This window comes from Wenyingzhuangia gracilariae, from assembly GCF_056387575.1.
Genome location: NZ_CM150748.1, coordinates 110004 through 129471, shown reverse-complemented (window position 1 = coordinate 129471; position 19468 = coordinate 110004). Strand labels below are relative to the sequence as shown.

Below are 19468 nucleotides of genomic sequence, written 5' to 3'. Positions count from 1 at the left end.
TCTTAATTAGATTGATAAACTTTGAATATGTATAAATTGTTTTTTTAAATATTCTAAACTTATGTATTCTTGTAAATCATCTCTTTCTAAAGATTGATTATTTTTCTTTTTCCAATTTTTATAAAGCTCCTCTATTAATTCTGAAATTTTTTTAATATCGTCCACTTCAGTCTTATACTTATAATTATCTCCTAATAAACGTTTGCTTTCACTATAATAAGGCCCCAATAGCAAAATAGGTTTATTTGCTTTTACACAATGTGTAAATTTACCCGGTAAAAAAGGACTAATTTCAGATTTAGATTCTAAAATAATATTTACCGACACATTTTTTTGAACAAAATCTACTTCCTTAAAAGGAGCGTTACCTTTATTCCAAAAAACATTTTCATCTATTTCCCTTATTAATTCATTGCTATAATATTCTGCATTCCCTAATAATATTAATTTTGTGTTTTTTACCGCTTCTTTATTCTTTTCTAAAAACTGACGATATCCTTTAATTAAACCTAATGGAGAACGTTGCTTCATTAAATACCCAGCGTGTAAAATATTAAACTTTGTGATATCTAAATAGTTAGGAAAATCAATTTCTTCTGTGTTTGCCATCTCTAAACTTTGATGGGGTATAATAATTCCTGAGTTTAAAAAATTAGGAAAATATCCCCCCATCCATTCTTGCAATAACAAACTCGGGAAAGCACTATACTTTGCTTTTTCAGAAACTTTTCTAAAAAAAGATTCTTTAAATTGATAGCCCGACTCCACCCAATTATAGGGTCTTGGATAAAAATGGAAAGGATAGGGATCATGTATGTAAGCTAACCATTTAGTATGTAAACTAGGGACTCTTAACATCGCATGATGCGGTCTAAAACTAGCTCCTTTACTTAAAGTTATGATTAATTCTTCATTGTTATAATACTTAGCAACTCCTTTTGAAATACTTTTAGAATCGTTGAAAAAGGTAAAAGAATGTCCAAATATATTTTCTATAAATTTAGAAATGTTTTTTTTTGTAACCCTTTGAAAAACACGCTGTGATCTACTTAAAATATAATTCAAAGAAAATTTTATTTCAGGTATAGAAATACATTCAATTCCATCTTCTAGTTGAATCTCTTTTCTAGTATAGTGTAATACTTTTACTTTATAGCCTATCTTTTTTAAATTTTGAATCAAAGCTACATTTACTTTAGAACCACTACTGTCTTCTATATCTATGGATTCTGATATAATCAGTATACTATTTATCATTACCTCCTATAAAAATTTTATAAAATGAACGTTTAATGGAATACATAAATAATTTTATCCTTTTCATTAAATTCTCTTCTATTTTAAAAGAATTCACTACTTTTTTTTCCCAATCTTCATTCAACCATTTTTTAAAAAAAGAAGGATTTGCCCCTTTTCTATACCATTCTTCTGCTTCTCTAATCTGTTTATTATCAAAAATATGATAGACTGGATATTTTGTATCTACATAAACCCCATACCCTAAAGCTTGAGCTCTTGTGCAAAAATGTCTATCCTCTCCTTGATAATATAAACTTTTTAATCTAGTAAAATCTAAACCTTTTTTTAAAATAGTATTTGATAACAAGGTACATGCACCTCCTCCTCCAACTTCATAAACACCTGGTCTAGAAAGATTCAAAATTGTAGATTCATTATAATAAGCCCATGAATGAAAATCCCAAGCATTTGGTTTATAATACGCTTCTCCATAAAATAAAGTCCAAAAGACTTCAAAAACAAAATCTTTTTCTAAAGAGACTAAATGTGCTAATGTTTTTTTATTTAAAACTAAATCTGCATCAATTAAAAACAAAAAATCATATTTTTTTTCTAAAGAATATTCTATAGCTTGATTTTTAATTAGCGTAATTTTATTAATTTGTTTTTTATTCCAAATATGATCTCCTTTAAAATTATCAGCTATATCAATCCTAAAGTCAGCTAATTTAACATTAAGATTATCTTCCTCTAATTTTTTAAGATATTTAGTTGATTTATAATCGTCATTATCATCATAAAATAAAAAATCTATTTCAAAATTGGACACCTCTAAGGCTAACCATGAGTTAAGTGCCAATTCTACTATTTCATAATTTTTTCTTACTGAGGAAAATATTAATATTTTTTTTTTTATTTCACACATACTTTTATTTTTAATTGATAAAGACTATTTTTTAAATGATGGAAACTACATTTAAAATAATATCCTAAATAAACTAGTTCTGCTATCAATACTGGTAAAAAGTTTTTTGAAAACAGATACTTACTATAAAGAACACCTTTATCTCTTTTGTAACTAGATGTTTGACTAACTATGCCTGACTGACCTCCAATATGAACAATACTAATTGTTGAATCTAACATTGTTTTATATCCTTTTTTTAAAAGCCTATAACATAAATCCATGTCTTCAAAGTACATAAAAAACTGAGGATTAAACAACCCTAATTCTTTGACCAAATCCGATTTAACTAACATTGCAGCTCCAGAAACATAATCAACTTCTTTAATTCCTGAAAAATCTACTTTTTTAGAAAACAAAACCTTTTTATCTTTAGATAAACCAAAATCTTCCTTTATTTTTTTTACAGAATAAAAATCACCATAAGATATATTTTGATCCCCTTTTCTATTAATTAGATTAACACCTAAACATCCTATTTTTTTATACCTAAACTCATTTTTATAACTATTTACTATTTTTAGTATTGAGTTATCTAGCAAATAAGCATCTGAATTTAAAAGAAAAACATACTCTCCTTTTGATTTTGCATAAGCAAAATTATTAGCTTTACTAAAACCTTTATTTTCATCTAGCTGATAAAAATAAGTATTTGTCTTTTCTTTCAATAAGCTAGAAAGATTAGTTTTTATAGAACTATTATTATCAACCACAATAATTTCATAAGATAAATCTTTTGTGAAATTTATTACAGAATTAACAGCTTGTAGTGTTAACTCATCAGTATTAAAATTAATAATTAAAATAGATACATCTACCATATTTTTTTTAGTCTAAATAAAACTCTTCTAAAGAATCTTTTTATTAAATTTTTATTCTTATCCATTTTAACTTTAAAATTAGATTTAATTATATTAAAACCGTTAACTAATTCTAAATTTAAACTATAATTCAAATATTTATTTTCTAAATTTTCTACCGTAGAAAAACTTAAAGATTCCCATTGTTTGGGTTCTAAAGGATGAAAATCTTTAATTTCTTTATAATTATCAAAACTTACTCTTTTCCAAAATTTAAAATAATCCTCTGTATCGAAATCATCTTTATGCCCCCAATTCTTTAATTTTAAATATATTTCCTCTGATGATCTTGCCCATGATTGATGTAGCGTTATAACATTTGACTGAATATTGCATATCCTACTGTTTTTTCTCGCACCTGTATATCTCTGAATATTTGTTATAAAACTAAAAGATTCTAAATCTGGCATATAAAAAAAACTTCCTTCACTCTCTTTAAATAAAGTAACCCATTTACCAGATATCGTTACAGGAAAAAACCAATTAAACATTACTAAATAATTATGAGAGTTTAAATACTTTGCTAGAATCTTAAAATTTAAAATATATTCATCTACATCTAATTGAATTAACCATCCTTTTCCCATATATTTTAACAGCATATTTCTTTCTCTAACTTCATTTTCCATTGCTGATAAATTCCTTTGGTAAAAAGAATCTTTGTAAAAATGTATTTTATTATCTACATCTAGTTCTAATATTCTTTCATAAAAATCATCTGAAATATTAAAATAATTACCAGACCATGTTTTTAAGTTAACATCAATTGCTAAATAAATTTTATCGGAATTTTTATATACATATGGTAAAGATTTAAACAACATTTCATAATCATATGAAATCAAAAAACCTACTTTAATCATATATCTTCCATTTTGTATTTAAGAAAAACTTTGAATGTTTTGGTAACTCTTTTTTTCTTTTTACTAATTCTCCTTCTTCTAAAGTAAATGAAAAAACATTATGCATAGTGTATAACGTAGTTATTTGAAATTGTCCAACCCATAAATTAAAACTATAAACCCCAGGAATAAAAAATATTTTATCGGTTGTAAACTCCACTTCAATTTTCCCATTATTATATATTGGTTCAAAAACTATCTCACCATCTTCATGTGATATATGAGCTATAAATTCTTCATTTTTGTTAATTATATCCAAAGAGACACAAAGCCCTTCAATTACAGTATTTATTAACAAAGTAAATTTAAATGTAATTTTATCTCCAATAAATAAAGAACATCCAGTTGTTAGTTGTTTATCTCCTTTATTTATTATTATTTTCTCAACTGATATTTTATCTGAAAAGGATTTTATTTTAGCTCCTTCTTGTAGTTCTTTTGAAAACAAATCGGAATAAAAACTCACACCTTCATGTACATCTCCATTAAAAACTACCTCTCCATTGTTTAATACGACACTCTTTGTACACAAACTCTTAACAGCAGCCATATTATGACTCACAAACAATACAGTTCTTCCCTCACTATCAGAAATGTCTTGCATTTTACCAATGGCTTTCTTTTGGAACTCAGCATCTCCTACTGCTAATACTTCATCTACAATTAAAATATCTGGTTCTAAAAAGGCTGCTACAGCAAAAGCCAAACGAACCGTCATACCACTTGAATAACGTTTAGTTGGGGTATCTATATAGCGTTCACATCCCGAAAAGGCAATAATTTCATCAATTTTAGCATTGATTTCTTTTTTGGTCATTCCTAAAATAGCACCATTTAAATACACATTTTCACGTCCTGTCATTTCTGGATGAAATCCAGTTCCTACCTCTAATAACGAGGCTATTCTACCTTTGGTTTTTATACTCCCCGTAGTAGGCCCTGTTACTTTTGATAAAATTTTTAACAAAGTAGATTTTCCTGCTCCATTTTTTCCAATAATCCCTAAAACCTCACCTCTTTTTACCTCAAAAGAAATATCTTTTAAGGCCCATACGTATTCCGATTCTCCTTTGGTAGATCGATCATTGGTTTCACCAATTTTTAAATATGGATCTTCTTTCCCTCTAATTTGATGCCACCATCTGTTTAAATCGTGACTAATGGTTCCTGTACCCAAAGTACCTAACCTATATTGTTTAGATATGTTTTCTACTTTTAGAATGATGTCTATTGTCTGTTCTCCGTTATCGGTTATCTGTTGACTGTTCTCCGTTATCGGTTGTTGGTTTCCTATGTTTTTTTCCATTACTTTAGCTTTTCCAGTTATTTTCAACATAGCTTATAAACGTATATAATTTTGCCCCAAGTACGTCATATTCTTTAATCAAAACACTAATCTCTTTTATATCATACAATTCCTGAATCATTTCTAATTGAGATTTACATTCTAATAAAGATGCATGTCCATAAATTAAAAACTTTATAAAATCAGCTTTGTATTTTCTTCTTCCATATCCTTCTGCAATATTATCTTTAATACTTTTAGAAGATCGTCTAACCTGACTTCCTTGCTCATATACCTCATATTTGGGTAGCTCTAAAGTTATGTTATGAACTTTTATAGCCAACTCAAAAGCAATATTATAAACTTCTAAATCTTTATAACTCTTCATTGTAATTAATTTTAAACACAAAACGGTTAACCTAAAACCGATAACTGATTATATCGTATCTATAAACGTTTTTTCAGTTCTATTAAATATCACAATTCCTAATAAGAAGACAATAAGACTAGTTGCAACAGTATACAGTATTCCAAATAAAGAAACTGTTCCCTCTCCCAATAAAATATATCTACTAAACTCTATAATATGTGCCATAGGATTGTAGTCTACCGCCCATTCATAGCCTCTTTCTTTAAATTCTTTATAAGGTAAATTTACCAAGGACACATACATTAACAACTGTACACCAAAAGAAACCAAAAATGTTAAGTCTCTATATTTTGTCACCATCGAGGATATGATCATACCTAAGCCTAGCCCCAACATAGCCATACATAAAATTACCAAAGGAAAGGTTAGTATGTAAATAGTAGGTCTTATTAGGCTACCACTAGCAACATAATAAATGTAAAATGCAATTAAAATTCCTATCTGAATTCCAAATTTCATTAGATTAGATAAAACAACAGACATCGGCATAATAACTCTAGGGAAATAAACTTTTCCAAAAATGGCTTGATTCTTTTTAAAGGTATCGGCTGTAGCTGTTAAACATTCTCTAAAATAATTCCAGCTAGTTACTCCTGCTAAATTGAATAAGAATGGGGGAATTCCACCCGTATCTATTTTGGCTATGGTATTAAATATTAACGTAAAAATTACCGAAGTAAACAAAGGCTGAATTAAATACCACAAAGGCCCTAAAATAGTTTGTTTATATACCGTAACAACGTCTCTTTTCACAAAAAGAAACAACAAATCTCTGTACCTCCAAACTTCTTTTAAGTTTAAATCAAAAAGATTGTTCTTGGGGGTTATTTCGTATAACCAATCTTCATTTTTGCTCATCGTTTATTCAATAAAACTCTCAATTCCTAAATCATAACTTTTTAATCCAAAACCTAAAATAACTCCTTTGCAAACGGGAGATAAGAAAGATTTGTGTCTAAATGCTTCTCTTTTGTGTGTGTTAGAAATATGAACTTCTACCACTGGAGTCGTCACACCACTAACCGCATCGGCAATAGCTACAGAAGTATGGGTATAGGCACCTGCATTCATCACTATCCCATCGTAAGAAAAACCGACTTCGTGAATTTTATCTACCATAGCCCCCTCACTATTCGACTGAAAATAGGTCAACTCTACATTTGAATACTTGGCTTTTAATTGTTCAAAATATTGCTCAAAAGTTTGAGTTCCGTATATTTCAGGCTCTCTTTTTCCTAACAAGTTTAAGTTAGGTCCGTTTAAAATTAATAGTTTCATTAGAATAGCATATGGATAATGCCAAAAATAAGAAAAAACAGGGGCATTCTATCAAACATCCCATAATATCCATGTAAATAAATTGATATTTTTTATGGCAATTCACTGAATCACTCCTATTTTTAAAAACCTAGAATCTTAGTTTTTATAAAGATTCCTAATCAAGACAACAAAAACCTGTTTTAATATTTTCACAAAGAAGCTATAAGTCGTTAAAAATCAACAACAAGCAATTGTTTTTTTTCTTTAATTTCCTTTTCTATGTCTAAAAAATTAATTTTTTAATATGTACACTTGTTGATAACTTTTTTATATGTGCATACACAACACACAAATGACTTATGTTATCAGAAATAACAAACATCAATAAAACAAAGGCCTAGAATAAGCATAGAGCTCATATATATACTAACTTCATTTTCTAGAACTATAACAAAAAATGATTGTCAATAACTTTTGCATAGATTTTTTATTTTAAAAAACATCTTTTTTAACTTTATAAATGTCAACACCTATTGTGGCGACCACTCAAAAGAGTGAAATTTATAAACTTTATGTAATATGGTAAGAATTAAACCCTTACAAAAGACCAACCCGCAAGATCTGACCGCGGAAAAAAAATTTTATGCACAAGCAGTAGCAACAGGTACTACTGACTTAGAACGATTGGCTTATTTAGTCTCTAACCAAAGTACAGTTAGAGAAGCCGACTGTTATGCTGTAATACTTTCTTTGGTTCACAACATTGTGGACGAATTAGAACAAGGAAAAATTGTAAAACTAAACAAGCTAGGCTCCTTTCAAGTAGGTGTACGTTCCTTTCCATCTGAAACGGAAAAGGAAGTGACAGCAAGTACCGTGAAATCAGCTCATTTAAATTTTAGACCCGATGTAAAACTTCGCAACATGTTAAAAAATGTAAATTTTACCTTAAAATAGGACTAGCACCCTTTTTCTATATAGCGTTTTAGCTTTATAGTACTAAAAAACCTCGATTGTTACAGCAGTCGGGGATTTTTTTTACCCTTAACCACATCAAAATCCACCGCTTTAACAAGCAAAAGAAACGTTACTTTTAAACAACTCTAACGTTCAAAAACGTAAACCACACCTTTATTCTTTCATAAAAGCAACGTTACAAAAAATAAATTCAGCATTCCAATTGTAAAAACGATCTAAAAAAAGAAATCACCTTGTTTATAGACCTAAAAAAACTCAATAAAAGCTGGACTAGCACCCTTTTTCTATTGAGTTTAGACTTTTTAGCTACTAAAAAACCTCGATTCGTTACAGCGAATCTACCCTAAAATTAAACTATAAATATAATTTGTGCAATTTTATTTAGGGTTCTTTGATTGAATTTATAGCTATTTGCATAAAAACATGTCTCATAAAACAAATACAACTTATACTCCACTACTCCCAACATATATGAACTTGGCAACATTTACTGTTAAGCCACTGTCATCTGACCTTATATTTCTTATTTTTACCTACCTATGAACTGGAACCACTACATTAAAGATTTTACTCAATACTTACTCATAGAGAAAGGGTTAGCTAAAAACACTATTGTCAATTATCAAAAAGATTGCGAAAAACTAGCCTCGTTTTTTAAAGAAACCTCGCTAACTCCAATAAATATTTTGTCTGCAGACATACAAAGTTTTGTGTATAACTATTCAAAAACTCACAAAGCTAGGTCTCAAGCAAGATTAATTTCTGGACTTTCTTCTTTTTTTGAATATTTAATGATGGAACAATACCGTGATGACAACCCTATGAACCTGATAGAAGCTCCAAAAATAGGCTTAAAACTACCCGACACATTAGCCGAAGAAGAAATCAACAACCTTATTGATGCTATTGATTTATCGCACCCTCAGGGAGAAAGAAATAGAGCAATCCTTGAAACACTTTATGGTTGTGGATTGCGTGTAAGCGAACTCATTAACTTAAAAATCTCTGATTTATATTTTAACGAAGGTTTTATTAAAGTTACAGGAAAAGGAAACAAACAAAGACTTATCCCTATAAATCTATACACAGAAAATATAATCAATAATTACATTAATACCCAAAGAAACTTAACGCCCCCTAAAAAAGGTTCTGAAGATATTTTATTCCTAAACAGAAGAGGAAACCAACTAACTAGAGTAATGATTTTTACCATTATAAAACAATTGGCAGAAAAAACAAGTTTAAAAAAGAAAATTAGTCCACATACGTTTAGGCATTCTTTTGCCACACATTTATTAAATGGTGGTGCCGATTTAACAGTAATTCAAGCTTTGCTAGGACACGAAAGCATTACGACTACAGAAGTTTATTTACACATAGACAAAACCAAACTCACCGAAGTTGTAAACAAATACCACCCTAGAGCTCAAAACTAATTTTATAAATAAAGGATATAAATTAAAGAAAAAACAGAGATAAATACCCACAAAAAAATCGCCAACACAACAGGTTTTATTCCTATCAATTTTAAATCTTTAGTTAATATAGTAGACCCTACAATAAACAAAGTCACCACCATTATTCTTTTAGCTATAGATACTATTATTCCTCCAATATTTACAGGAATAAATCCTAGGCTATTGATAAAAATAACTACTACAAACAACAAAATAAAATAGGGAATTTGAATTTTTCTGTTTTGTGTTTTAAACAAAAACATAGAAAGTACAGACAACGGAACAATCCATAAAGTTCTAGATAGTTTTACAATAGTTGCTATTTTTAAAGACTCATTTCCATAACTTAAAGTAGCCCCTACTACAGAACTTGTATCGTGTATAGCAACAGCACACCACAAACCAAATTGATGCTGTGTAAGTTTTAAAAAACTCCCTATAGCTGGAAAAACAAACAAAGCCAAAGAATTCAATAAAAAGACAACCCCTAAAGCAACACTTATATGTTTTGATGTTGCTTTTACAACAGAAGAAATAGCAGCAATTGCACTTCCTCCACAAATAGCAGTTCCAGAGGTAATTAAATAGCCCACTTCTTTATTTATTTTTAGCGTTTTAATAACTAACAAACCTAAAAAAACAGTAAAAAAGATAGACAAAAAAGTCAAACCAATCCCTTGCTTACTAGCTTCAACAACTTCTTTCATACTCATTCCAAATCCTAATCCTACAACAGCTACTTTTAATAAAAAATGAATAAAATAATAACTTTGTTTTTGGAATGGATTGTGAAAAAATAACGAAAACAAAAAACCTAGTACCAAGGCAACGGGACTAGTTAAAACTCCTGAGAGAGCTGTAACTATAAAAATTAAATATAGAATTTTGATGCTTTTATTTTTCATGCTGTATCAATTTTACAGTCATAAAACTACACCTAAAACTAAATAGTACTGCAATCTAAAAACACATCCTCAATAACTAAAAGTTATAGTTGTTTTGAGAAAATTTTTCAAAATATTCCATCACCTTAGAATAATAACCTGTTCTAGACACAAAGTAAAACCAACGCTCAATCGTCAATCCTTCAATCTCAACTATCTTTAATCTATGATTCAGTAAGTCGTCACTAACAGCATGAATAGATAAAAAAGCAAAATCATTGGAATAGTATAAGTAATTCTTTATGGCTTCTACACTATTTAGGGTTACTACCGTATTTAGTTTTTCTATCCCAAAAGTACTCAAAGAACTATCGATAATTTTTCTAGTTCCAGAACCCAATTCTCTTTCTATAACAGGAATGTGTTGTAGCTGTTTTTTATCTACAACATCTTCTTTTAAAAAAGTATTTTTTGCATTGGTCACTAACACAATTTCATCTTTGATAAATTTCTTGAATTTTAATTTTTTATTGGTATTCCTTCCTTCTGTTATTCCATAATTTAATTGCTGATTTAAAATAAGATTTTCTATCTCATCCGAATTTCCGCTTTTAATATTAAACTTTATATCAGGATATTGTTTTCTAAAACGAACAATAATCCTAGGCATAATATTATTAACTAATGTTGTACTTACCCCAAAACTAATATCTTTAGGGAAACAATCTTGTAAATTGACAAACTCCTGATCTATTTCAGCATAAACACTCAATACTCTATCTACATAACTTAAAAACACCAATCCTTTAGGGGTTAGCTCTATAGAATTACGCTTTCTAACAAAAAAAGTAGCTTTGTAAGTGTTTTCTAAACTCCTAATAGCTTTTGATACTGCTGGCTGAGACATACAAAGTTCTTCTGATGCTTTGGTAAAGCTTAAATAATGGGCTACTGTTTTAAAAACTTGAAATTTTATTTTCATTATCCTTCATTTTTAGATACAAACAAAAAACCGTTCTAGAAAACTAGAACGGTTTTTTATTTAGTTATGAACAATCTTATAATTGTTAATAAGTTTACTTAGCTACGTTTACAGCTCTAGTTTCTCTAATTACAGTTATTTTAACCTGACCTGGATAGGTCATTTCTGTTTGTATTTTTTGAGAAATATTAAAAGATAAATCTGAAGCTTGTTCATCTGTAACTTTTTCACTTTCTACCAACACTCGCAATTCACGTCCAGCTTGAATTGCATATGCTTTTTGAACACCTTTAAATCCAAATGCCAAATCTTCTAAATCTTTTAATCTCTGAATGTACGAATCTAAAACTTGTCTTCTTGCTCCTGGTCTTGCTCCTGAAATAGCATCACACACCTGAACAATAGGGGCAATCATGGTTTTCATTTCAATTTCGTCGTGGTGAGCTCCAATAGCATTACACACATCTGGTTTTTCACCATATTTCTCTGCCCACTGCATTCCTAAAATTGCGTGTGGCAATTCACTTTCTGTATCAGGCACTTTACCTATATCATGCAACAATCCAGCTCTTTTAGCTGCTTTTACATTCAGTCCTAACTCTGCAGCCATTAATCCACATAAGTTAGCCACTTCTCTAGAGTGCTGTAATAAATTTTGTCCGTAAGAAGAACGGAATTTCATACGTCCTACTGTTTTAACCAACTCAGGGTGTAATCCATGTATTCCTAAGTCAATAACAGTACGTTTACCAACTTCAATAATTTCTTGATTGATTTGTTTTTCCGTCTTTTCAACCACCTCTTCAATTCTTGCTGGGTGTATACGACCATCTGTTACCAATTTATGTAATGACAAACGAGCAATTTCTCTACGAACAGGATCAAAGCAAGATAGAATAATTGCTTCTGGAGTATCATCTACAATAATTTCTACACCAGTAGCAGCTTCAATAGCTCTAATATTTCTTCCTTCACGACCTATAATACGTCCTTTAACATCGTCGGATTCTATATTAAACACAGACACACAGTTCTCTATAGACTGCTCAACCCCTACTCTTTGAATGGTGTTTAAGATTACTTTACGAGCATCTTGTTCTGCCGTTAATTTAGCTTCTTCAATCGTATCTCGTATGTAAGCCATAGCATCTGTTTTTGCTTCAGCTTTTAAAGAATCTACCAATTGAATTTTAGCATCTTCTGCAGACAAACCAGATACGGATTCTAAAATTTCAACTTGTTTTTTGTGTAACTTATCTACTTCTATTTGTTTTTTATCAAGAATCTCAAGTCTATAATTATAATCCGCTTCTTTTTCTTCAATAGTTTTGTTTAACCTTTTGTTCTTTTCTATCTCTTTGTTTAAAGAAGTTTCTTTGTCTTTTACACGTTTTTCGGCATCCGATATTTTTTTGTCTCTAGCCAAAATCACTTTTTCGTGCTCAGCTTTAAGCTCTATAAACTTTTCTTTTGCTTGTAGTATTTTATCTTTCTTAAGAGTTTCTGCAGTTAGTTTTGCCTCTTTAAGAATAGAGATTACTTCCTTTTCTGCATTTTTAATAATCTGAGAAGCTTTAAACTTCTCTAACATTTTTGCTACTATAAAACCTAATAAAAAGGTTCCTATGGCAATTAATATTATAGCTGTACTATTCATTTGTTTTAGTAAAATTTGATATATAAAAAAACCTACTGAGGTTAGTTTTATAAACTCCTTAAAACATTTTTTAGGACTAACAACATGATCAAGAATCTGTTCTAAGACAGCGCGCTTTAACATATTAGACTCATCCTTTTTAAAGATATAGTGTTGAGTTTATCAAACGAAAACCAAAGTAGGCAGTGTTTTTATTTCTATGTAATGAACTTTATGATTGTAAATACGATTCTAATTTACTATTTATTTTTGAAATTTTAGCCATCGTTGCTTCATTTTCTTCTTCTTTTATTACTTTATTTACTTCTATTAACGAAGCAAATTGTAACGCACACATAGCCAAAACGTCTTGTTTATCGTTAACAGCATAATTACTCTCGTAATCAGATATCAACTTATTAATCTTGCTTGCAGCCGCTCTTACCCCTTGTTCTTCTGATGTAGAAGAAACCGAAATAGGATAATTCCTACCACCTATCACAACATTAATTTTATAACTATCGGCCATTTCAAAAAGAACTTTATGTATTTAATTCTTGAATACATTTATCTATTTCAGCTACTAAAAAATCAATTTTAGCTTTCGTATCTCTCTTATATCCTTCACTGCCTTCTAATGTTTTAGCTACTTTTAATAGTTGAAGCTCTTCTTTGTAAAATGTAATTTCATCTTGCAAACTTATTTCTCTTTGCTGTAATTGAAAATTGCTGTTTGACAAAATTTCATTTTCTTTTTTCAAAAACTCATAGCGTTCTAGAAGTTGTTCAATATTAGCCTCTAATTTGACTATAATTTCTTGTTGACTTCCCATATTATCATCGCTAAAACAATACTTACAAAAATAGCATTGTTATTGTGAATTCCAACTTTTTGATGCGTTAATTCTATTTTTTACGATTTGTTTTGTTTCTCAGACTTTTATGTGTCCTTTTTAAGATATTCCTTATTTTTGTTTGTTCATAAAACCTTATTTTTTGAAAAAAACAAGCTACATATTCCTCTTATTAGGAACTATTTTATCATTTGGACAACAAAAATACCCACAAAACGAATTTAGAAATCCTGTAGATTTCCCTATTATTTTGGCAGGTACTTTTGGAGAATTAAGAACCAATCATTTCCATTCAGGAATTGATATTAAAACTCAAGCCGTAGAAGGTAAAAAAATATACACCGCAAAAGAAGGATATGTTTCTAGAATTAAAGTTTCGTTGTGGGGATACGGAAAGGCTTTATACATAACACATCCTAACGGATATACCACTGTATATGGTCATTTAAAAAAATTCAGTCCCAAAATAGAAGCTTATGTAAAAGCTCAGCAATACAAAAAGGAATCTTTTGAAATTCAACTATTCCCAAGTAAAACAGCACTTCCTATTGCTAAAGATGAAATTATTGCCTACTCTGGGAATACTGGTGGTTCTACCGCTCCACATTTACATTTTGAAATTAGAGACACAAAGACTGAAAAAATCATCAATCCTTTGCTTTTTGGTTACCCAGTTACCGATAACATCCCTCCTATTTTTAGAGGGTTAAGAGCGACTCCTTTTGGAGAAAAATCGGCTATCAATCAAATACCTGTAGCACAAGAAATACAAATCAAAAAAGTAAACAATAACTTATATGTTGCTGATGAAATCACTGCGATTGGAAAAATTGGTCTTTCTGTAAGAACCCACGATTTATTAAATCACGCTCCTTTTAACAAAAATGGTGTGTACAGTATAGAAATGCATGTGAACGATACATTGGTATATTACCACAACTTAGAGACTTTTGCTTTTAGCGAAAGCAAATACATTAATTTATTAATTGATTATCCTTACTACAAACAGAAATATAGAAAGTTTCAAAAAACGTATATAGAAAAAGTAAACCCCTTGTCTATATACAAACAAGCTACTAACAAAGGTTATTTAACCGTTCAGGAAACTGACAATTTTAGGATTGAAATTGTAGCTAAAGATGTTGCCAACAACCAAACCACACTTAGAATTCCTATAAAAGGAAACAAATCTATCATTCCCATTGTTCAAGAAAATATAAAAACACCTTATTTTGTTCCTCAAAACAAATACACGGTTTTTAAACAAGGTTTGTCCGAAATTCGTTTTCCAAAAAACACATTTTATCAAGACACTTATATAGACTACAAGTATAAAGGTGATCAAATAACAGTTCACAAACCTGAATTACCGCTTGATAAAAACTATACCTTAACCTATTTTACAGATAGTTTAAGCGCTCATCAAAAAAAGCATGTCTATTTTGCTCAAAAAAGCGGGAAATATTACAACTATGTAACTACATATAAAAAAGAGAATAAAATATACACCAATACCAAATACTTAGGAGATTTCTATTTAAAATACGACAGCATTGCTCCTAAAATATACAAACCTAGCTTTTACAACCATCAAAACATTAGCAAACACAAATCTTTGTACATTCATATAAAAGATAACGAAACAGGAATTAAAAACTATTATGCTACCGTAGACAATCAATGGATTTTAATGGAATATGAGCCTAAAAAAAATAGACTTACTTTTGATCTAAATGATTTAGAACCTACAGGTAAAAAACATATATTTAAACTAAAGATTGAAGATTTGCTAGGCAATACGCAAACTTTTGAAGCTAACTTTACCAAATAAACCTATCTGTTTGAAAAATATACTCACGCTCCTTACTATATTCATTAGTTCTGTAACTATTGCACAAACAGGTTTTGTAACAGGTACCATTACCAATCAAAACAAAGAACCTTTAAGTGGAGCTAGCATTACGTATGGAAACAAAGGAACTATTAGTAATGATGATGGTACCTATACCATTGAAATTATAGCTTACGAAAAAACAGTCGTAAAATTCTCACACATTGGTTATGGATCTGTCATAAAAACCTTTAAAGGCTATAAAAACAAAACCATTAACTACTCTCCTATTCTAAAAGAACAGTCTCAAGAAATTGAAGAAGTAACCCTCAAAAGTTACGAAGCTGCGCAACAGGGAGTCATCAAACTAAAAGCCAAAAAATTTAAGCGTGTACCTGGAGCCAATGCTGGAATAGAAAATTTATTAATGACTCAACCAGGAGTTAATAATAGTAACGAACTAAGCACACAATACAGCGTTCGTGGAGGTAGTTTTGATGAAAACTTAGTTTATGTAAATGGAATTGAAATTTACAGACCTTTTTTAGTAAGATCGGGGCAACAAGAAGGATTGAGTTTTTTAAATTCAGACATGACAGAAAACATCAATTTTTCTGCAGGAGGGTTTGAATCTAAGTATGGAGACAGATTATCCTCCGTACTAAATATTCACTATAAAAAACCTACCAAAGAACTTTCTACCGTTAACCTAAATTTATTAGGAGCTAGTTATACTTATGAGAATATTTTCTTAAACAACAAGCTTTCTACTTTAATTGGAGCCAGATATAGAAACAATCAACTATTGGTAAATAGTAAGGATACCGAGACTAACTTTAAACCTGTTTTTGTAGACCTCCAAACTTACTTGTCCTATCAAATCAACCCTAAAAGCAGTTTAGACTTTTTAGGAAATATTGCCATTAACAACTATAATTTTACACCTATTTCTAGAGTTACTCAATTTGGTGGATTGATAAAACCACAAGAACTAGTTGTTTTTTACGAAGGAAACGAACAAGATAATTTTGAAACCTATTTTGGTGCTTTTAGCTACAAATACAAGTTCAATAAAAACACAAACATCAACCTGACCGCTTCTTTGTTCAACACACAAGAACAAGAACATTACGATATTTCTGGAGCTTACAGAATTTCAGAAATAGACCCTACAAGCGGAGAACCTTTATTTACCACAGGAGTAGGTTCTCAACTAGACCACGCAAGAAACGATTTAGACATTTTAATTCAAAACCTGAAAGCTACATTTCAGCACAGTATTGATGAACACAAACTAGAAGCAGGTTTAAAGTTCCAACAAGAAAACATTAGAGACCGAATTAGCGAATGGACAACCATTGATGACAACGGAATTACACTAAGAAACCCTAATGAGAATATAGAAAACAACCAACCCAACACTCCGTTTACAGCACCCATTACTCCTTTTTACAGCGTAAGAGCACAAAACAATGCCGATATTTTTCGTTTTTCTGGATACGCACAATGGAATAAAAAATGGTGGATTGGAAATCATATTCTATGGCATCATGCAGGAATTAGAACACAACTTTGGTATTTAAAAGACAACGTTACTGGCATTCAATCAGACCTTAAACAAACCATCAGTCCACGGTTTAGACTTTCTTTAAAACCCGATTGGAATCATACCGACATGGTCTTTAGACTTTCTGCAGGATATTACCACCAACCTCCGTCTTACAAAGAACTAAGAAATCCTCAAGGAGTGCTTCAGTTTAATGTAGATGCACAAGAATCTATTCATTATGTGTTTTCTAACGAATATAGTTTTACCAAATGGAAACGTCCGTTTAAAATGACGTCTGAGGTTTATTTCAAACAATTAAACAACATCAATGCTTATACCTTGGATAATGTTAGAATTCGCTACGATGCCAACAACAACACGCAAGGATACGCGGCTGGATTAGATTTAAGGTTGAGCGGAGAATTTGTTCCAGGTAAAGAAAGCTGGATTAGTTTAGGATTCTTAAAAACCGAAGAAAACACCAATAACAGAGGTTATATTGCCAGACCTACCGATCAGCGTTTTAAGTTTGCCATGCTATTTCAAGACTATGTGCCCAGCAATCCCAATTTTAAAGCCTATCTAAACCTAGTCTTAAATTCTAGCTTACCAGGTGGATCTCCTACCAATGCCAGTGCCGATCCTAATAGCCAAGTAGACCGATACAACTTTCAAACAAGATTAAGACCATACCGAAGAGCCGACATTGGAGTGGCTTATATTATTGTAGACGAAAATAAAAGATACGAAACTGGTTTTTTAAAGCATTTTAAAGAACTAGATTTTGGTTTGGAGTTGTTTAACATTTTTGACATTAACAACACCACCACCAATACTTGGATTTACGATGTAGACAATCAGCAATACAACGGAGTTCCCAATGTATTAACGGGTAGAATTTTAAACTTTAAGGTAGGAATGGAATTTTAATTTATTGATTAGGGTGTTCCCCTTTGGGTCGTGCTTTCCCTACTCGCTTTTTATTTTTATCATCACAAACAAAAACACTTTTTTCTTGAAAACAAAAGGAGCTTACAAAAAAGCTTTTTTGAATACTTAAAAAATAAAAGAGCTCAAACAGGCCGGTCAATCACTAACAGTATAACGGTTTTCGCTAGGAAATGTTTGGGTAAAAAAGTAACGGAACTTTCAGCCACAAAACAAACAAAAGGCTTTTGTGACCAAGTAAAAAGCAATAAACTTAGAGAAAAGAGGAAAGCCCAAATGGTTTTTAGCCGTTGTTGTAGTTAGTGCTTTTTTAGTATTTCGATTAATTTTCTGTTAACATAAATGTTCTCTCTACCAACTTTTTCAGAAGTAATAATTCCAATTTTCTCGAGACTATTTAAATATCTTGAAGCTGATTTTCTTTCTACATTTAGTTTTTGCACCACATATTCGATTTTTGAATAAGGTTGTTCGAAAAGTAATTCAATAAGTTCTTTCCTGTATATTTTAGGTTCTTTTTCTTGTACAATTTCAATGGTTTCAGAAAGTAAATTATTGATAGAATTTATTTTTTGAATAGTTCTATCAGATGTTACTTCTATAGCTTTTAAGATGTATAAAATATACTCTTCCCATTGGTCAGATTTATTTACTTTATTTAGAAGTCTATAATAATCTGATTTGTTTTCATTTATATATGAACTTAAATATAAAATAGGAATATCAAGAAATTCATTTATAATTAAATATAGAATATTTAGTATTCTACCTGTTCTACCATTACCATCATAGAAGGGATGAATACTTTCAAATTGGTAATGTAATATTGCTAAATTTATAAGAGGAGGAAAGTCGTCCTGTTTTATATTAAAATGTTCTAAGAAATTACCTAATAAATCTAAAATTTCGTCTTTCTCTTGTGGTGGTGTATAAACTACTTCTCCTGTTTTGTCATTTTTTAAAACAGTTCCAGCCATATTTCTTATTCCTGCATTATTTTCAATAATTGTTTTTTGTAAGAATTCAATATCTTTCAATCTTAAGAAACCCTGTTTTTTAAGTAAATCTTGTCCAGAAAAAATAGCTTTTCGATAATTGATTACTTCTTTTACTTGGGAACCTTGTTTTGTTTTTGTAGCTAAAGCTTTATATAATTCATCTTGAGTTGTAATAATATTTTCAATCTCAGAACTATCTTTTGCTTCTTGGAGAACTACTGCATTAATAAGCATTTCTTGATTGGGCATTGTTTGAGCAATTCCTTTTAATTCTCCTAAAGATTTTGATGATTTACTTAATTGTCTTAGAATTTCTAAAGTTTCTACTTTTTCTCTTTTAGGAGGAAGTTTATCAAGTTTTTTTATTGGGGACATTATGTCTTACATTTTTACAATACGTACCAAAAATAC

Annotated in this window: 18 protein-coding genes and 1 other RNA gene; 4 read left to right on the top strand and 15 right to left on the bottom strand. The window is 30.0% G+C overall.

From position 1 onward, the window contains the following. Positions 1-6: 6 nt before the first annotated feature. From ACY2IJ_RS00530 to aroQ, 8 genes are all read right to left on the bottom strand, one after another. Positions 7-1257: a UDP-glycosyltransferase gene (locus tag ACY2IJ_RS00530; RefSeq protein ID WP_476725205.1), complete on the bottom strand. Its 1251-nt coding sequence runs from the start codon at positions 1255-1257 to the stop codon at positions 7-9. After that, positions 1247-2164 carry a glycosyltransferase family 2 protein gene (locus tag ACY2IJ_RS00525; protein ID WP_476725204.1) on the bottom strand — a complete coding sequence of 306 codons (918 nt, stop codon included), beginning with the start codon at positions 2162-2164 and terminating at the stop codon, positions 1247-1249. Before ACY2IJ_RS00525 ends, ACY2IJ_RS00530 begins: the two co-directional genes overlap by 11 nt. After that, on the bottom strand, positions 2152-3024 hold the full coding sequence (locus ACY2IJ_RS00520) for a glycosyltransferase family 2 protein (RefSeq protein ID WP_476725203.1): 873 nt from the start codon (positions 3022-3024) through the stop codon (positions 2152-2154). Before ACY2IJ_RS00520 ends, ACY2IJ_RS00525 begins: the two co-directional genes overlap by 13 nt. Beyond that, on the bottom strand, positions 3018-3926 hold the full coding sequence (locus ACY2IJ_RS00515; RefSeq protein ID WP_476725202.1) for a hypothetical protein: 909 nt from the start codon (positions 3924-3926) through the stop codon (positions 3018-3020). Before ACY2IJ_RS00515 ends, ACY2IJ_RS00520 begins: the two co-directional genes overlap by 7 nt. Next, a complete protein-coding gene (locus tag ACY2IJ_RS00510; RefSeq protein WP_476726526.1) occupies positions 3919-5196 on the bottom strand; it encodes an ABC transporter ATP-binding protein in 1278 nt (425 codons plus the stop codon). The genes ACY2IJ_RS00515 and ACY2IJ_RS00510 overlap by 8 nt, the downstream gene beginning before the upstream one ends. 79 nt (positions 5197-5275) lie before the next feature. Further along, on the bottom strand, positions 5276-5638 hold the full coding sequence (locus ACY2IJ_RS00505; RefSeq protein WP_476725201.1) for a four helix bundle protein: 363 nt from the start codon (positions 5636-5638) through the stop codon (positions 5276-5278). Between the two features lie 48 nt (positions 5639-5686). Further along, the gene (locus ACY2IJ_RS00500) at positions 5687-6538 is read right to left on the bottom strand and encodes an ABC transporter permease (RefSeq protein ID WP_476725200.1); all 852 of its coding nucleotides are present in this window, start codon (positions 6536-6538) and stop codon (positions 5687-5689) included. Positions 6539-6541: 3 nt separating this feature from the next. Then, entirely contained in the window at positions 6542-6958 is a 417-nt protein-coding gene (aroQ, locus tag ACY2IJ_RS00495) for a type II 3-dehydroquinate dehydratase (protein ID WP_476725199.1), read from the bottom strand. 561 nt (positions 6959-7519) lie between these two features. Here aroQ and ACY2IJ_RS00490 point away from each other — a divergent pair. Together ACY2IJ_RS00490 and xerD are read left to right on the top strand one after the other, a co-directional pair. Next, positions 7520-7897 carry an HU family DNA-binding protein gene (locus tag ACY2IJ_RS00490; protein WP_476725198.1) on the top strand — a complete coding sequence of 126 codons (378 nt, stop codon included), beginning with the start codon at positions 7520-7522 and terminating at the stop codon, positions 7895-7897. Between the two features lie 560 nt (positions 7898-8457). Next, entirely contained in the window at positions 8458-9354 is an 897-nt protein-coding gene (gene xerD / locus ACY2IJ_RS00485) for a site-specific tyrosine recombinase XerD (RefSeq protein WP_476725197.1), read from the top strand. A 2-nt stretch (positions 9355-9356) separates the two neighbouring features. Here the strand turns inward: xerD and ACY2IJ_RS00480 are convergent, their stop codons facing one another. From ACY2IJ_RS00480 to ACY2IJ_RS00455, 6 genes are all read right to left on the bottom strand, one after another. Then, positions 9357-10280: a YeiH family protein gene (locus ACY2IJ_RS00480; RefSeq protein ID WP_476725196.1), complete on the bottom strand. Its 924-nt coding sequence runs from the start codon at positions 10278-10280 to the stop codon at positions 9357-9359. A gap of 76 nt (positions 10281-10356) precedes the next feature. After that, positions 10357-11241 (bottom strand): LysR substrate-binding domain-containing protein, encoded by an 885-nt coding sequence (locus tag ACY2IJ_RS00475; RefSeq protein ID WP_476725195.1) that lies wholly within the window; start codon positions 11239-11241, stop codon positions 10357-10359. 94 nt (positions 11242-11335) lie between these two features. Next, positions 11336-12898 (bottom strand): ribonuclease Y, encoded by a 1563-nt coding sequence (rny, locus tag ACY2IJ_RS00470; protein WP_476725194.1) that lies wholly within the window; start codon positions 12896-12898, stop codon positions 11336-11338. A gap of 51 nt (positions 12899-12949) precedes the next feature. Further along, positions 12950-13057: non-coding RNA, 6S RNA (gene ssrS / locus ACY2IJ_RS00465), on the bottom strand. Positions 13058-13109: 52 nt separating this feature from the next. Further along, the gene (locus ACY2IJ_RS00460; RefSeq protein ID WP_476725193.1) at positions 13110-13406 is read right to left on the bottom strand and encodes a cell division protein ZapA; all 297 of its coding nucleotides are present in this window, start codon (positions 13404-13406) and stop codon (positions 13110-13112) included. Between the two features lie 13 nt (positions 13407-13419). Continuing rightward, the gene (locus ACY2IJ_RS00455; RefSeq protein ID WP_476725192.1) at positions 13420-13710 is read right to left on the bottom strand and encodes a hypothetical protein; all 291 of its coding nucleotides are present in this window, start codon (positions 13708-13710) and stop codon (positions 13420-13422) included. A gap of 163 nt (positions 13711-13873) precedes the next feature. Between ACY2IJ_RS00455 and ACY2IJ_RS00450 the strand changes: the two genes are divergently transcribed. Next, positions 13874-15562 (top strand): M23 family metallopeptidase, encoded by a 1689-nt coding sequence (locus tag ACY2IJ_RS00450; RefSeq protein WP_476725191.1) that lies wholly within the window; start codon positions 13874-13876, stop codon positions 15560-15562. A 10-nt stretch (positions 15563-15572) separates the two neighbouring features. Beyond that, positions 15573-18041, top strand: a complete 2469-nt coding sequence (locus ACY2IJ_RS00445; RefSeq protein ID WP_476725190.1) for a TonB-dependent receptor — start codon at positions 15573-15575, stop codon at positions 18039-18041. Between the two features lie 317 nt (positions 18042-18358). On the opposite strand, the gene ACY2IJ_RS00440 is transcribed toward ACY2IJ_RS00445, so the two are convergent. Then, positions 18359-19432, bottom strand: a complete 1074-nt coding sequence (locus tag ACY2IJ_RS00440) for a Fic family protein (RefSeq protein WP_476725189.1) — start codon at positions 19430-19432, stop codon at positions 18359-18361. Between the last annotated feature and the right edge of the window lie 36 nt (positions 19433-19468).

Bases quoted from the DNA above. Each gene is read 5' to 3' on its own strand.
- ACY2IJ_RS00530 (WP_476725205.1), bottom strand. From the start codon at position 1,257: ATGATAAATAGTATACTGATTATATCAGAATCCATAGATATAGAAGAC.
- ACY2IJ_RS00525 (WP_476725204.1), bottom strand. From the start codon at position 2,164: ATGTGTGAAATAAAAAAAAAAATATTAATATTTTCCTCAGTAAGAAAA.
- ACY2IJ_RS00520 (WP_476725203.1), bottom strand. From the start codon at position 3,024: ATGGTAGATGTATCTATTTTAATTATTAATTTTAATACTGATGAGTTA.
- ACY2IJ_RS00515 (WP_476725202.1), bottom strand. From the start codon at position 3,926: ATGATTAAAGTAGGTTTTTTGATTTCATATGATTATGAAATGTTGTTT.
- ACY2IJ_RS00505 (WP_476725201.1), bottom strand. From the start codon at position 5,638: ATGAAGAGTTATAAAGATTTAGAAGTTTATAATATTGCTTTTGAGTTG.
- ACY2IJ_RS00500 (WP_476725200.1), bottom strand. From the start codon at position 6,538: ATGAGCAAAAATGAAGATTGGTTATACGAAATAACCCCCAAGAACAAT.
- aroQ (WP_476725199.1), bottom strand. From the start codon at position 6,958: ATGAAACTATTAATTTTAAACGGACCTAACTTAAACTTGTTAGGAAAA.
- ACY2IJ_RS00490 (WP_476725198.1), top strand. From the start codon at position 7,520: ATGGTAAGAATTAAACCCTTACAAAAGACCAACCCGCAAGATCTGACC.
- xerD (WP_476725197.1), top strand. From the start codon at position 8,458: ATGAACTGGAACCACTACATTAAAGATTTTACTCAATACTTACTCATA.
- ACY2IJ_RS00480 (WP_476725196.1), bottom strand. From the start codon at position 10,280: ATGAAAAATAAAAGCATCAAAATTCTATATTTAATTTTTATAGTTACA.
- ACY2IJ_RS00475 (WP_476725195.1), bottom strand. From the start codon at position 11,241: ATGAAAATAAAATTTCAAGTTTTTAAAACAGTAGCCCATTATTTAAGC.
- rny (WP_476725194.1), bottom strand. From the start codon at position 12,898: ATGAATAGTACAGCTATAATATTAATTGCCATAGGAACCTTTTTATTA.
- ACY2IJ_RS00460 (WP_476725193.1), bottom strand. From the start codon at position 13,406: ATGGCCGATAGTTATAAAATTAATGTTGTGATAGGTGGTAGGAATTAT.
- ACY2IJ_RS00455 (WP_476725192.1), bottom strand. From the start codon at position 13,710: ATGGGAAGTCAACAAGAAATTATAGTCAAATTAGAGGCTAATATTGAA.
- ACY2IJ_RS00440 (WP_476725189.1), bottom strand. From the start codon at position 19,432: ATGTCCCCAATAAAAAAACTTGATAAACTTCCTCCTAAAAGAGAAAAA.